Origin of the sequence: Campylobacter portucalensis (genome assembly GCF_009690845.1) — a bacterium.
In the GTDB taxonomy this organism is placed as follows: Bacteria; Campylobacterota; Campylobacteria; order Campylobacterales; family Campylobacteraceae; genus Campylobacter_B; species Campylobacter_B portucalensis.
The window spans coordinates 1-15,018 of the sequence record NZ_VWSJ01000024.1; the positions used below are offsets into that span (position 1 = coordinate 1).

Genomic DNA, 15,018 nt, shown 5'->3' on the forward strand with positions numbered 1-15,018 from the left:
GTTGATTTTTTGATCTGTTGAAACTTTTAGGTTTTCTATGTTTTTTGTGTTTTTAGTGATATTATTTGTATTGGTTTCAACAATAGATGTTAAATTTGAGATTGATCTAATATTTTTTTGTATATCTGACTTATTGACTTTAATATCTTTTATATTTGCCGATATTGCTTGATTTGCAAAAATTATATCATTATCTAAATTTGCTACTTTTGATTCTAATTTTGTAGTTTTTTCATTAAATTTATCAAAGACCTTGTTTGCTTCTTCTTTTAAATTTTTTAAACCATTTTCAAGATTTAAATCATTTTCTAGCATTGCATCTGTTTTTTCTTCCAAGGCTTGTTCGATTGTTAAAGCCATATCAGCCATTTCTTTTCTAAGTTCTTTTTTATTTTTCTTGATTCTTCTATTTTGTCTTTCTAACTGTTTTTCAAGATCCGAAAGACCATCTTCAATTAATTCTGTTATACTTACAAATGGGACGCCAATATCAGTTGGATATTTTAAACTAGCATTCAAATCTCCCAATTTATCCATTGCTTGATTAAGTGTTTTTGCCTCTTCTTTTAAACTAAGAATTTTAGAGGCTTTAAAACTTTGAACACCAAGTATTGGTTTATGCGGTGCAGGTATTCCTTCAAGTTTACTCCCCATTAAAGTAGAACTAAAGCCAAAAGTGGCAACTAAAGCTATAAATTTAAAACATCTAAAAGATTTTTTCATTTTTTCTCCTTATTGAAATAAAATTTAATTGTAATTTTACCCCCCCCCCTTAAAGTTGGCTGAAATTTTAGAAAAATGGTGGAAATTGTTATTAAAATGATATAAATTTAGATGATGGTAGCTTTAAATAAGATGTTTACTAAATTTAGAGAGCTTAAAATCAAGCTTTTGAATAATTTTGTTTTTAAATTTCAAGAGGCTATAATAAGTTTTTGAAATTTTGTATTTTATTTTTAAATATATAAAGCTACAAGTTTTAAAGCTTTAAAAATTTACATTTATGCTTAATTGTATAGATTTAGCTGATTTATCGTAAATTTTAAAGCCTTTTTATATAGAAGAATCACTAAATTTAGGATTTTGCATACAACAATCCATAAATTATCGATCCAATAGGAAGCGGAAAAATTCCAAGCAAAAATGCAAAAGAATTTATTAGCCCAAATTTACAAAGCAGATAAAAACTAACTCCTAAAATAAAATATCCTACCATTTTTAAAGGAGAAAAAAATGTAATTCTACTTTTAAAAAGTGCTGGCTTTTCTTGTTTTTCTTCTATATCGTCTTTAATATCTGCTAAATAATCATATTTTTTACTTAAAATTTCTTTACTTATCATTTTTTTATAGCTATTATATGATGAATAAGATATAAACATAGCTAAAAGAAATGAAATTTGAGAATTTAAAACGGCATATTTACCAATAAAAAATGATATGAAGATTATAAAAATATCACAAATTATATAAATTCTTATCAATCCCACTTTCTATCTTCCTTATCCCACTCATCATCAGCCCAATCATCTTTTTTCTTGCTATCTAAAAGCTCTTTGTATTTTTGATATTTTATATCGCTTTCTAAATCTTTTAAATCTTTTTGCTGAGATTTAAAGGCTTTATATATATTTAAAAATCCAGCAGCAATCCCAACAAATAAAAATATCCAAAAAAATAATTTAATACCTGTTAAATTAACAATCCAATTTCCTAGCCCTACACCTATTAAAATTGCAACTACAACAGAAATTACAAGACTTAGTCCATCAGCAGATTTTGCTACATCATTTAAATTTTTTGTTATTTTCATAAATTATCCATTACTTTTTGTGCTTTATTTAAAGCAAAATCAATATCTTCTTCACTCATTTTAGAGCAAATAAACCCTGTTTCAAACTGAGATGGAGCTAAGAAAACGCCTTCATTTATCATTCCTGTATGAAATTTAGAAAAAATATCTAAATTTGATGTTAGTGCGTCTTTAAAATTTAAAACCTCTTTGTCAGTAAAAAAGTATCCAAACATAGATCCTCTAACACAAATTTGTAAAGGAATTTTATTTTTACTAGCTATATCTTTAAGTCCGTTTGTAAATTTGATAGCTAAATTTTCAAGGTTTTTATATAAATTGGGACTATTTTTTATCTTTGTTAAACTTGCAATTCCTGCTGCCATAGCTACTGGATTTCCACTTAAAGTTCCAGCTTGATAAACACCCCCTAATGGACTTAGATTATCCATTATCTCTTTTTTTCCTGCAAAAGCTGCAGCGTTTAATCCACCACCTATAACCTTACCAAAAGTTATAATATCAGCTTTTATTTTATAAAATTCGTAACTTCCTAAAGCACTTGCTCTATATCCGCTCATAACCTCGTCTAAAATTAAAACTATTTTATTTTCATCACAAATTTGACGAAGTTCATCTAAAAACTCTTTTTTACTTGGAACAAGCCCCATATTTCCAGCAATTGGTTCAATTATAATAGTTCCTATATCTTTATTTTCTTTTAAAATATTTTTCACACTTTCAATATCATTATAAGTCGCAACAAAAGTATGTTTTGCTATATCTTTAGGAACTCCAGCGCTACTAGTTGTTCCAAAAGTCGTAGCCCCACTTCCTGCTTTAACTAGCAAACTATCACTATGTCCGTGATAACACCCTTCAAATTTTATAATTCCATCTTTTTTACTATATCCTCTTGCAAGACGAATCGCACTCATAGTTGCTTCTGTTCCACTTGAAACAAACCTAATCTTATCAATGTAGTTAAAATCATCTAAAATAAGCTTAGCTAGTTTTGTCTCAAGAGGCGAAGGTGCTCCAAAACTAAGTCCTTTTTTAGCTGTACTTATAACTGCATTTTCAATATCCTCATCACAATGCCCAAAAAGAAGTGGTCCCCAGCTTTGAACAAAATCAAGATATTTATTCCCCTCAACATCATAAATATAAGCCCCATCTCCTTTTTCAACTATAAATGGCTCACTTCCAACATTTATAAACGCTCTAACTGGAGAATTTACTCCACCTGGTATAAATTTTTGTGCTTCTAAAAACTCGTTTTTATTTGTCATTTTTACTCTCCTTATTTGATATTTTTAAATATTTATAAATCGCTATTATTTCATCTTTTGTTAAAAAATACATCGGCATTATTTTATTTGATTTTAAAACTCCATCTGCAAATTCTTGTGGATCTAATTCATTAATCGCAGGTGCGACTAAATTTTTATTATATTTTTTTCTATCTATTTTATTTAATTCTTTATAAGTGGCTATTATGCCGCCCTCGCCTTTTGCACCGTGGCATTTATTACAACCTATTCCGCGTGGATTTTTATAAAGCATTTTGCCATACTCAACATCAGTTATAAAGCTATCTGCAAATAAAAATTTAATAAACACAATCAATAAAACAAATACTTTTTTCATAAAAAACCTTAAATTTTTATGCAATAATACAACTTAAGTGTTTAAATTTAGATAAATCTTTAAAATTTATAAAAAATTCAAGATTTTTTATGTAAATTTTAGTTATCATACAGATTTTAATTTTAAAAGGATTTTTATGATATTAATAGATGGAAAAAACATTAGTAGCAAAGTAAAAGATGAAGTTAAAAATGAAGCTATAAATTTAGCAAATTTAGGTATAAAGCCAGGTCTTGCTGTGATTTTGGTTGGAGATGATAAAGCTAGCCTTACATACGTAAATTCAAAAGAAAAAGCTTGTAAAATGTGTGAAATTTACTCCGTTAAAAAAACACTTCCTGCCTCAACTACCGAGGATGAGCTTTTAAATTTAATTGATGAATTAAATAAAGATGATAAAATTCACGGCATCTTAGTTCAACTTCCACTTCCAAAACATATTGATGAGAATAAAATCATTGAAAAAATTGATCCAAAAAAAGATGTAGATGGTTTTCATCCAATAAATGTTGGCAAACTCTCAATTGCACTTGATGGCTTTGTATCTTGCACTCCTGCTGGAGTTATAAGGCTTTTAAAAGAGTATGAAATTGATATATCTGGTAAAAATGCAGTTGTAATTGGTAGAAGCAATATCGTTGGAAAACCGATGGCAAATTTGCTTTTAAAAGAAAACGCAACCGTAACCATAACTCATAGTAAAACTAAAAATTTAGATTTTTATACAAAAAATGCTGATATTATTGTTGTTGCAATTGGCATTCCAAATTTTTTAAAGGCTGATATGGTAAAAGATGGTGCTATTGTGATTGATGTAGGGATTAATCGCCTTGATGATGGGCGTTTAGTTGGAGACGCAGACTTTGAAAATTTAAAAGAAAAAGCTTCATTTATCACCCCTGTTCCAGGCGGAGTTGGACCAATGACAATAGCAATGCTTTTAAATAACACAATAATTTCAACTAAAAACTTTTTAAAAGAGAAAAAATGAAAAATAAATTAATTAAAATTTACAATTTCTCAGGAACTTGGACTGGAACTATTATAATTGTTTTATTTATAATATTTTTCTTTGCTCAAGCCTTTGTAATTCCAAGCGGATCTATGAAAAACTCACTTTTGATAGGGGATTTTTTGTTTGTTAAAAAATATAGTTATGGAATTCCTACTCCTCATATTCCTTGGATAGAAATTCCTGTATTACCTGATTTTAATGATGATGGGCATATCATTCAAGGAAAAAGACCAGCACGCGGGGATATAGTTGTTTTTAGATATCCACTAGATAAAAAAATCCATTTTGTTAAAAGAAACTTTGCAGTTGGTGGAGATGAAGTAGTATATAATATAAATTCTATGTATTTAAGACCGTATGAGGGGGATAAATTTATAGATGAAAATTATGATAAAGATGATGTTGTTATTTTAAATGGTAAAAAATTTGTAAAAGAGCCTTATAAAAATAAAGGCATAAGTTATGATGAAAGCGTGGATTTGCTTCCACTTACTCTACATAGCTTATTTAAAAATAAGTTTGCAATGTCGCCGATTAAAATTCAAGAACTTCCAGATTTAGATAGCAATCTTGAATTTAATGCATACTATATAAAAGTACCAAAAGATGAGTTTTTTATGATAGGAGATAATAGAAATCACTCAGATGATAGCCGATTTTGGGGAACGGTGCCATATAAATTTATAGTTGGAAAGCCTTGGTTTGTATATTTTAGTTGGGATAAAGATAAAAAAGTTAGATGGGAAAGAATTGGAAGATTTGTTGATACCTTGGAAAATGATGAAAAATTTATATATAAGCAAAAGGACTAATTATGATCGTTGAAAAAATTTATATTGCAAGCGATCATGCTGGAGTAGATATTAAAAAAACTTGCAAGGAATTTTTAGAAAGTTTAAATTTTGAAGTTATAGATTTAGGAACAGATTCATTAAATAGTGTGGATTATCCTGATTTTGCTTATAAATTAACAAATGAAGTTAAAAAAAATAGTAAATTTTATGGTGTTTTGATATGCGGAACAGGCATTGGTATAAGTATAGCCGCAAATAGAGATAAAAATATAAGATGTGCTTTATGTCATAATGAAAATACCGCAACTCTTGCAAGAGAACATAATGATGCAAATGTATTGGCATTTGGTGCTAGGGTTGTTGATGAAAATTTAGCAAAAAAAATGTGTGAGGTATTTTTTAATACAGAATTTGCAGGCAATAGGCATAAAAATAGAGTTTTAAAACTATCGAAGGAATCGTAATGCATAAACTTACAAAAGATGAAGAGTTGTATTTGTTAAATTCAATAAGAACAATAAAAGACTTTCCTAAACCTGGGATTTTATTTCGAGATATAACAACTCTTTTAAATAACAAAGATGCTTTTAATTTTTTAATGAATCATTTAGAAAAAAGATATAAGAACTATAATCTTGATTTTATAGCAGGAATTGAGAGTCGTGGATTTATATTTGGAGCAGCACTTAGTGCAAAGCTAGAAGTTCCATTTGTTCCTATTAGAAAACCTAAAAAACTTCCACATATCACAATCTCACAAAAATATAGCTTAGAATACGGAATTGATGAGGTTCAAATTCATATCGATGCTTTTTCGCATATTAAAGACGCAAAAGTTTTATTAATAGATGATTTAATAGCTACAGGAGGCACCGCAAAAGCCTCTATTCAACTCATAAATCAAACTAATGCAAAATGTATAGAGGCATGTTTTTTGATAGATTTAAAAAACTTAGGCGGCAGTAATGAGATAAAAAATATGACTGAAATTTACTCTATTTTAGAGGTTTAAATGGAAGAATTTTTAAAAGAATTATTATTTAAATATCATGATTATGCTTATATAATACTGTTTTTATGGTGTATTTTAGAAGGAGAATTAGCACTTATTGTAGCTGGAGTAATGGCTCATGCTGGACTTATAAATTTACCTATGAGTATTTTTATATCTGGAATTGGGGCTTTTGTTGGCGATCAAATTTATTTTTATATGGGAAGATATAATAAAAAATACATAACAAAAAAACTCATAAAACAAAAAAGAAAATTTGCAATCGCTCATCTTATGTTAAATCAATATGGCTCAATGATAATATTTATACAAAGATATATGTATGGATTTAGGATAATAATTCCTATGAGTATTGGAATTACACGATTTAATTCAACAAAATATCTATTTATAAATTTAATAAGTGCTTGGTGCTGGGCTGCTATTACGATAATTTTAGCTTGGTATTTTGGTGATGAAATTTGGGAATTTGTTAGTTTGGTAGAAAAACATTGGTATATAGCTATTCCTCTTATTTTAGTATTTTTTGGATTGATTTTTTATGCTTTTAAAAAACTAGAAAATAAATTTTTAAACAATAGAAAGGAAAAATATGAAAGTTGAATTATTTGATAAAAAAATCGATGATATCAGTGCTGATTTTGAAGCGATTTTGATTGTAAATAAAGATTTAGATCATAAATTTATAAAAGATAAGGATAAATTTGATGTTTTAAACTATAAAGGTGATGGTATTTTGGTTTTGCCTGAGAGTAAAAGAATTTATGTAGGCATAAAGGAGATTGAATATGATAAGCTTAGGCTTGCAATGAGTAAAATTTATCACGCTTTAAAAAACTATAATATAAAAAGTGTAAAAATTGCAACATATAAGAATTCAAATTGCACTAAAAAAACTTATCAAGCTATGACTGAGGGTTTTATTTTAAGTTCATATGAGTTTGATAAATATAAAAGTGAAAAAACAAAATATAACCTAAATGAAATTTACATATCCACAGATGAGTATAGCGATAAAACTATAAAATTTGAAAAAGCAAATTTAGGCGTAAAACAAGGTGATATTATAGCAAGAGCCACAAATTTTGCAAAAAAAGGAGTAAATGAAATTCCTGAAATCTATACCCCTAAAAAAATGGCAGAAGAAGCTGAAATTTTAGCTAGTAGGTATGAGAGGATTGAGTGCAAGATTCACGGTAAGAATTTCTTGCAAAAAGAGAATATGAATGCTTTTTTAGCTGTAAATAGAGCTAGCGTTCATGAGCCTTATTTAATACACTTAAAATATACTCCAAAAAAAGAGTCTAAAAAAAGAGTAATTTTTGTTGGCAAAGGCTTAACTTACGATAGCGGCGGACTTAGTTTAAAACCAAGTGATTATATGCTAACTATGAAGTGTGATAAAAGCGGAGCGATGGCTGTTATGGGGATCATAAAAGGAGCTGCTGAGTTAGAGCTTCCTTTTGAAATCCACTCAATCATCGGTGCAACTGAAAATATGATAGGTGGAAATGCTTATAAACCTGATGATATTTTAATTACAAGAAGTGGAGTAAGTGTAGAAGTTAGAAACACTGATGCTGAAGGAAGACTAGTTTTAGCTGATGTGCTAAGTTATGCACAAGATTTTAAACCTGATTTGTTGATAGATATGGCAACTTTAACAGGGGCTTGCGTAGTTGGGCTTGGAGAATTTACAATTGGACTTTTAGGAAATAATGAAGAGCTAAAAAAAGAGTATAAAGATCAAATAAAAGATAGTGGTGAGCTAATGACGATTTTAGAATTTAATGACTACTTAAGAGAGCTTGTAAAAAGCAAAATCGCTGATATCTCAAACACTTCAGCAAGTAGATACGGAGGAACAACAACAGCTGGAATTTTCCTAGATCATTTCATAAAAAATGAGTATAAAGATAAGTGGATGCATCTTGATATAGCAGGACCTGCATATTTAGAAAAATCATGGGGATATAATAATTATGGTGCAACTGGTGCTGGAGTTAGAGCGAATTTATACTATTTGCTTGGATTATCAAAAGAGTGTGGGTGCGAATAATGGGACTAGCTGTTGGTATCGTAGGGCTTCCAAACGTAGGCAAATCAACCACTTTTAACGCTCTTACTAAAGCACAAAACGCTGAAGCACAAAACTATCCATTTTGCACGATTGAGCCAAATAAAGCAATCGTACCTGTACTAGATAGTCGTCTAAATGAGCTTGCAAAAATAGTAAATCCTAATAAAATTCAGCACTCTGTAATTGAATTTGTAGATATTGCAGGACTTGTAAAGGGTGCTAGCAAGGGTGAAGGGCTTGGAAATAAATTTTTATCCAATATCAGAGAAACTGAGATTATTTTACACATTGTTAGATGTTTTGATGATGAAAACATCACCCATGTTGAGGGCAAGGTTGATCCAATTCGTGATATAAACATAATTGAAAATGAGCTTATCCTAGCCGATATGGAACAACTTGAAAAAAAGATTGAAAGATTATCAAAAGATGTAAAAGCCAATAAAAAAGGTGCAAAAGAACTACAAGATATGGCAATTAAGCTTTTAGAACATTTAAGCAATGGAGAGAGTGCTTCTAGTTTTGATGAGTTTAATACTCAAATTTTTGAAGATTTAAATAAAGAGCTAAGACTCCTTTCGGCAAAAGATATTATTTATGCTGTAAATGTAGATGAAGATAGCATCCTTGAAGATAATAAATATGTTAAAGCTGTGCAAGAGTATGCTAATAAAAACAATAGAGTTGTCATCAAGCTTTGTGCTAAGATAGAAGAAGAGCTAATCGGATTAGACGAAAATGAAGCAAAAGAGATGTTAGAAAGTCTTGGGGCAAGCCAAAGCGGACTTGATAATATCATAAAAACAGCATTTACTAAGCTAAATTTAATAAGCTATTTTACAGCTGGAGTTATTGAAGTTAGAGCTTGGACGATTAAAAAAGGTTACAAAGCACCAAAAGCAGCAAGTGTTATTCACAATGACTTTGAAAAAGGCTTTATTAGAGCTGAAGTTATAAGTTATGATGATTTTGTAAATTGTGGCGGAGAAGCTGGAGCAAAAGAAGCTGGAAAAATGCGACTTGAAGGAAAGGATTATGTCGTTCAAGATGGCGATGTCATGCACTTTAGATTCAATGTTTAGGGATGAAATTCCCTAAATTTTTATCGTGTAATTTTAAACTTACTTATCAAAATTTAGAGTAATTAACTTTAAAAATTTACCATTTTATAAACTCAAATTTATAAAGCAATTTATTTAATAAATGATGTTTATAATATTATAGAATTTTAATTTTTATTTAAACCTAATTTTTAATCTTGCAACTCTTAAAATTATATGTTTGATAAAATTATTAGATTAATAATAAAAAATATATTAAAGAAAATATTATATAATTGAGTCTTAATTGAGTTGGGGGGGGGTAAATTTGAGCGAATTGCTGCATAATTTTATTAAATTTATAATAAATTTAGTTGATAGCTGGGGATATTTAGGGATATTTTTTATGATGTTTTTAGAGAGCACATTTTTTCCTTTTCCTAGCGAGGTTGCAATGATTCCTGCTGGATATTTGGCTTCTCAAGGTAAAATGAATATTTTTATTGCCTGGCTTACAGGAACTTTTGGAAGTTTAATGGGTGCTTTATTTAATTACTTTTTATGCTTCTTTTTTGGTAGAAATTTAATAAAAAAGTATGGAAAATATATTAGAATCACTCAAGAAAAAATGGCAAAATTTGAAGCATTTTTTGATAAACATGGCGAGATTTCTACTTTTAATTGTCGTTTAATACCTGGAATTAGACAATATATAAGCCTTCCTGCTGGACTTGCGAAGATGAATTTGATAAGATTTTCAATATTTACAACTTTAGGAGCTGGAATTTGGGTAGCGATACTGATTGCTATTGGATATTTTTTAGGTGCAAATGAAGAAGCTTTAAAGCAAAAACTTCATATTATTACTTTGATTGTTTTTGTTTTTGTTATTTTTAGTTTTATTTTATATTTCATAAAAAAATCTAAATAATAACATAGACTCAGCAAAATTTAATAAGTTTAATATAATTTTTATTTGCTATTTTAGCATAATGTCAAAACTAGCACTTTTAAATATAAAATAAGATTTTTTATTAATTTTTATGTTATAATCCTTAAAATTTCAATCCCCTTATTATATCATTTGCAAACTCATTTTTTCTTTTAAAGCCACCACCTACAAAAAAGACATTTTGTGTTTTATCTTATATTGGTTTTAGAGTCAAAGTGTTGCATTAATTTTAAACCTTTTTATAAAAAATTATAACTAGAGTTTAAGTTTTTATTGAGCTAAAAATAAATATTAATAAATTATTGATAAATTTAGCTTTTATTTAAAATTTATATGATTAAGAATATCGTCAATGATGGTTTTAGCACCATTTTTATTTGAAATTTTCATCAAACCAAGACTAATGTTTTCTAAATCATAATTTAAAATTTCATCTAAAATTTTACTCTCGTTTATATTTTCTTGTCTAAAAATTTTACTTAAATTTTGATCTTTTAAAAATTTAGCATTTAAAAATTGATGATCATTTGCTGCAAATGGAAACGGTATAAAGATACTAGGCAAACCATTTGCACAAAGCTCCCAAAGCGAACTTGCACCACTTCTACTGATGCACAAATCAGCTTTTTGCATCTTGTTTGCAAGTTCATCACTAAATGCAAAAACATCTGCTTGTATATTATTTTTAGAGTAAAACTCACAAACCCTATCATAATCTTTTAATCCGCTTTGATGAATTATTTTTATATTATTTTGATTCAAATTTTTGGCTAAATTTAAAGCCAAATCATTAATAAATTTAGCACCCCCAGAACCACCTAAAAATAAAATTTTTTTCAATTCTTTTCTAATTCTTGATTTATTAAAAAATTCATCTCTTATAGGATATGGAAAAAATGGCTTGTAATAAGAACTATAAAATGCTTTTGAAAATGGTTTTAAAATTTTATTTAATTTACCAATTTGTGCATTTTGTTCATGTATAAAAAGTGGCAATCTACTCATAAAAGCCCCAAAAGAAGCAGCTGCAGCACTATATCCACCCACACTAATAACAGCTTTTACATTAAAATCTTTAAAAATTTTTTTACACTCAAATGAAAGTTTTAGTATGTTTAATATAGATTTTATTTTTGAAAAGCCTTTTTTATTTACAACGCCGCTACTTTTTAAAAAATATGTTTTTAAAAATATATCACTATTTTCAAACCAAAATTTATCTTGACCATTTAAAGAACCTATAAAAATAGCATCAATACCACGTTTTTTAAGCTCTATGCCTAATGATTTTGCAATCACTAAATGTCCTCCAGTGCCACCGCCTGTAACAACTATATTCATTTTTATCTCGATTCTAATTTTTTTTATATATAGCCAATACAAAACCCATTGCCAAACAAGATGCTAGCAAATGAGATCCGCCATAACTTATAAAAGGCACCGCCAATCCTTTAACAGGAAAAATTGAAGTAATTCCATAAGAATTTATCATAAATGATAATAAAAACATAAATCCAATGCCTATACAAAATAGATAATGAACATTATTAGATTTTGATTTTTCAGCAATCATAAAAATTATATAAATCATAAATAAAAAAATAAAACTTAAAAAAGCAACTCCAATAAATCCAATCTCTTCTGCTATACCAGCTAAAACAAAATCTGTATGAACTTCACTTAAAAACCCAAGTTTAAACGCCCCAAGTCCAATACCTTTCCCAAACATACCACCATTACTAATAGCACTAATTGAGTTTGAAATTTGATTTGGAGCCTCATGACTTTGTATGTAAAATTTACCAACTTTATCCTCAGGCAAAAAAGCAAGAACCGTATCTTGAACACCTATCCACCAAGAAGTAAAGCGTTTAATTCTATGATCACTAGTAATTATAAAAATATATATTAAAAATATAGCAAAAAAAACTCCACCACCCCAAATTCTCCAATTAGTTCCAGCACTTATCATCATAACAAACAAAACTCCAAAAAGCACAATAACTTGCCCTAAGTCTTTTTGAAATACAGCTATCATATAAATAATCAACAAAAATAATATACTATATGGCACTAAAATAATTAATTCTTTTAAAAAAGGTTTTGGAGTTTTATCTATTTTTCTTGTAAAACTCCAAGCTAAAAAATATATAAAACCAACTTTAAAAAATTCAACCGGAGACAATGAAAAACCAGCTATCTTAAACCATCTTACGGCACCATTTATTTCACTTGCAACAAATGGTAAAATAATCATACCAATAAAGGATATTAAAAATATTCCATTACCTATTCTAGTTAGTGATAAATTTGACCTTATTTGAGAAATTCCCCACATCAAACAAATACCAACAACACCAACAACTAATTGCATATAAAAAAAACGTAATTTGTTCTCAAATTCTAAATATAGCACAACGTAAGCACTAAGAGATAGAGAAAAAACAATACCAATTGAAATCAAAAAAACACTCATAAAAAAAAGAGTTTTATCTACTCTCATCGATTTAAAATCTCTCTTTGACCTTTAGCATTTGGCTGACTCAAAACACCAGTAATTTCTAATTGCTCTACAAGTGTGGCTGCTTTATTGTATCCGATATTTAACCTTCTTTGGATATAGCTAATAGAAGTTTTGTTATCACTTAAGACAATCTCTTTTGCCTTTTCATAAAGAGGATCAAGTTCTAAATTATCCTCATTAAAATCAGAATTTAACTGAGTATTTTCTTCTGCTAAAAATTTCTCGTCATAAACAGCAGTTTCTTGAGATTTTAAAAACTCAACTACCTTTATAATCTCATCTTCGCTTGCAAAAGGTGCATGAAGCCTAATAATTCCAGGACTTGATGGAGGAGTAAAAAGCATATCTCCACGACCAAGCAAACTCTCCGCTCCCATTTGATCTAAAATTATCCTGCTATCTATTTTTTGCCCTACTCTATAACTGATTCTTGAAGGTAAATTTGTTTTAATAAGTCCTGTTAAAACATCAGCACTTGGTCTTTGCGTAGCTACAATCAAATGAATTCCACTAGCTCTTGCCATTTGTGCAAGTCTTGCTATATAAAACTCAACATCCTTTCCGCTCGTCATCATCAAATCAGCCAACTCATCTATAATCACTACAATATATGGCAAAATTTCCTCTCCAAGCTCTTTAGCTTTTTGATTGAAATTTTCAATATTTTTAGTTCTTGTTTTTGCCATTATCGTATATCTTCTTTCCATCTCACCGACTAAATTTGAAAGAGCTATAACTGCTTTTTTAGGATTAGTAATAACTGGTGTAAGAAGATGAGGGATGTTATCATAAATACTAAATTCAAGCATCTTTGGATCTATCATTATAAATTTTAGAGTTTTTGGCGAATTTCTATATAATAAACTTAAAAGCATAGCATTAATTCCTACACTTTTTCCGCTACCTGTAGTTCCTGCTATAAGTAAATGTGGTAATTTTTTAAGATCTGTAATAAAAGGCTGACCAACTATATCTTTGCCAAGTGCTATAGTTAGAGAACTAGAGGCATTTTTAAATATATCGCTTTCTAAAACTTCTTTTAGATAGATGGTTTGTATGTTTTGATTTGGAATTTCTATACCAACTACATCTTTTCCAGGGATTGGTGCTTGAATTCTAATGGTTTTTGCCCTCAAAGCCATAGCTAAATCATCTTGTAGAGTTAAAATTTTACTTACTTTTATGTGAGCTGCTGGTCTAAATTCAAAAGTAGTAACCACAGGTCCAGAATACGTTCTAACAACATCGCCATCTATTTTAAATTTACGAAGCTTATCAAGAAGATCATAAATTTTTTGATCTATTTCACTCTCATCTATATTTTTTACCTTTTTAGGAGAATCTTTTAAAAATTCAAGTGGAGGTAGTTTAAAATCGCTAACTTGCTTTGCTCCGCCCTGCTCTATTTGCTCTAATAATTGCTTATTTTCAGGAACTTCTTTTAAATGCTCTACATTTTTTAATTTTTGCGGTTTTTGATTATCTATTTTTATTTTATTTTCATCTTTTTTAATGTCCAAATCTTGCTGATTTTTAATATCTAAATTTTCTTTATCTGTTTTAATGTTTAAATCCTGACAAACACTATCTTCTTTTAAATTTAGATTATCTACGCTACAATTTAAATTTTTATCATCAATTAAATTTTGTATCTCCACGCTCTCTTTTATAAAACTTTCATCATTCAATGAGTTTATTTGATCTTGATTTAAGTTTATTTCTAAATTTTTATTTTTTACAATAAAAGCTTTTTTTATTAAATTTATACTTTTTTCTTCAAAAATAAGCATAAAAGAAAGCACAAAAATAACACTTAAAAATACCCATATTCCTATACTTCCTATAATATCTTTTAAACTAGATTCTATGGATGAACCTATAAATCCTTTAAAATTTGAAAAAATATTAGCTTGAGCTATTAATAGTGCTAAAAATAAAAGCAAAAATCCAACACAAAATTCAAAAAATCTAAAATTTATTCTCTTGAGATATTTAAATACAAAATAAATAAGCCATATAGATATGATTGGATAAATATAAGCTAAATATCCAAAAATAAAGATATTAAATTTACCAATAGCAACGCCAAAACTCCCAACCATAGCAGGACTTAAAGATATAGTTGATAGCTCTAAAAAAACAAAAATTCCAACAAAAATA

The 15,018-nt window shown here is 28.3% G+C and carries 16 protein-coding genes; 8 read left to right on the top strand and 8 right to left on the bottom strand.

Annotated features, from left to right (window positions below; genetic code table 11):
• From F1B92_RS06175 to F1B92_RS06195, 5 genes are all read right to left on the bottom strand, one after another.
• Window positions 1-723 (bottom strand): hypothetical protein (locus F1B92_RS06175; protein ID WP_154570994.1); only part of this gene is annotated, 723 nt, incomplete at its 3' end.
• A gap of 352 nt (window positions 724-1,075) precedes the next feature.
• Window positions 1,076-1,489: a hypothetical protein gene (locus tag F1B92_RS06180; protein ID WP_195836301.1), complete on the bottom strand. Its 414-nt coding sequence runs from the start codon at window positions 1,487-1,489 to the stop codon at window positions 1,076-1,078.
• Window positions 1,480-1,812, bottom strand: coding sequence for an AtpZ/AtpI family protein (locus F1B92_RS06185; protein ID WP_154570996.1), 333 nt, complete (start codon window positions 1,810-1,812; stop codon window positions 1,480-1,482). Before F1B92_RS06185 ends, F1B92_RS06180 begins: the two co-directional genes overlap by 10 nt.
• Window positions 1,809-3,083, bottom strand: coding sequence for a glutamate-1-semialdehyde 2,1-aminomutase (gene hemL, locus F1B92_RS06190; RefSeq protein ID WP_154570997.1), 1,275 nt, complete (start codon window positions 3,081-3,083; stop codon window positions 1,809-1,811). The genes F1B92_RS06185 and hemL overlap by 4 nt, the downstream gene beginning before the upstream one ends.
• Window positions 3,073-3,441: a c-type cytochrome gene (locus F1B92_RS06195; protein WP_154570998.1), complete on the bottom strand. Its 369-nt coding sequence runs from the start codon at window positions 3,439-3,441 to the stop codon at window positions 3,073-3,075. Before F1B92_RS06195 ends, hemL begins: the two co-directional genes overlap by 11 nt.
• Before the next feature lie 136 nt (window positions 3,442-3,577).
• Between F1B92_RS06195 and folD the strand changes: the two genes are divergently transcribed.
• The 8 genes from folD to F1B92_RS06235 all read left to right on the top strand — a co-directional run bounded on the left by folD (window position 3,578) and on the right by F1B92_RS06235 (window position 10,313).
• Window positions 3,578-4,432 (top strand): bifunctional methylenetetrahydrofolate dehydrogenase/methenyltetrahydrofolate cyclohydrolase FolD, encoded by an 855-nt coding sequence (gene folD / locus F1B92_RS06200; RefSeq protein ID WP_154570999.1) that lies wholly within the window; start codon window positions 3,578-3,580, stop codon window positions 4,430-4,432.
• Entirely contained in the window at window positions 4,429-5,268 is an 840-nt protein-coding gene (lepB, locus tag F1B92_RS06205) for a signal peptidase I (RefSeq protein ID WP_154571000.1), read from the top strand. Before folD ends, lepB begins: the two co-directional genes overlap by 4 nt.
• Before the next feature lie 2 nt (window positions 5,269-5,270).
• On the top strand, window positions 5,271-5,714 hold the full coding sequence (gene rpiB, locus F1B92_RS06210; RefSeq protein WP_154571001.1) for a ribose 5-phosphate isomerase B: 444 nt from the start codon (window positions 5,271-5,273) through the stop codon (window positions 5,712-5,714).
• Window positions 5,714-6,262, top strand: coding sequence for an adenine phosphoribosyltransferase (apt, locus tag F1B92_RS06215; protein ID WP_154571002.1), 549 nt, complete (start codon window positions 5,714-5,716; stop codon window positions 6,260-6,262). The genes rpiB and apt overlap by 1 nt, the downstream gene beginning before the upstream one ends.
• Window positions 6,263-6,865, top strand: coding sequence for a DedA family protein (locus F1B92_RS06220; protein WP_154571003.1), 603 nt, complete (start codon window positions 6,263-6,265; stop codon window positions 6,863-6,865).
• Window positions 6,855-8,321, top strand: a complete 1,467-nt coding sequence (locus tag F1B92_RS06225) for a leucyl aminopeptidase (RefSeq protein WP_154571004.1) — start codon at window positions 6,855-6,857, stop codon at window positions 8,319-8,321. Before F1B92_RS06220 ends, F1B92_RS06225 begins: the two co-directional genes overlap by 11 nt.
• Complete coding sequence (gene ychF / locus F1B92_RS06230; protein WP_154571040.1) at window positions 8,321-9,424, top strand: redox-regulated ATPase YchF; 1,104 nt, start codon at window positions 8,321-8,323, stop codon at window positions 9,422-9,424. The genes F1B92_RS06225 and ychF overlap by 1 nt, the downstream gene beginning before the upstream one ends.
• A gap of 295 nt (window positions 9,425-9,719) precedes the next feature.
• A complete protein-coding gene (locus F1B92_RS06235; protein WP_195836307.1) occupies window positions 9,720-10,313 on the top strand; it encodes a DedA family protein in 594 nt (197 codons plus the stop codon).
• A 339-nt stretch (window positions 10,314-10,652) separates the two neighbouring features.
• On the opposite strand, the gene murG is transcribed toward F1B92_RS06235, so the two are convergent.
• From murG to F1B92_RS06250, 3 genes are read right to left on the bottom strand one after another with little or no spacing between them, the layout of a single operon-like run.
• On the bottom strand, window positions 10,653-11,675 hold the full coding sequence (murG, locus tag F1B92_RS06240; RefSeq protein ID WP_154571005.1) for an undecaprenyldiphospho-muramoylpentapeptide beta-N-acetylglucosaminyltransferase: 1,023 nt from the start codon (window positions 11,673-11,675) through the stop codon (window positions 10,653-10,655).
• Window positions 11,676-11,688: 13 nt separating this feature from the next.
• The gene (locus F1B92_RS06245) at window positions 11,689-12,837 is read right to left on the bottom strand and encodes an FtsW/RodA/SpoVE family cell cycle protein (RefSeq protein WP_154571006.1); all 1,149 of its coding nucleotides are present in this window, start codon (window positions 12,835-12,837) and stop codon (window positions 11,689-11,691) included.
• On the bottom strand, window positions 12,834-14,960 hold the full coding sequence (locus tag F1B92_RS06250) for an FtsK/SpoIIIE family DNA translocase (protein ID WP_154571007.1): 2,127 nt from the start codon (window positions 14,958-14,960) through the stop codon (window positions 12,834-12,836). Before F1B92_RS06250 ends, F1B92_RS06245 begins: the two co-directional genes overlap by 4 nt.
• Between the last annotated feature and the right edge of the window lie 58 nt (window positions 14,961-15,018).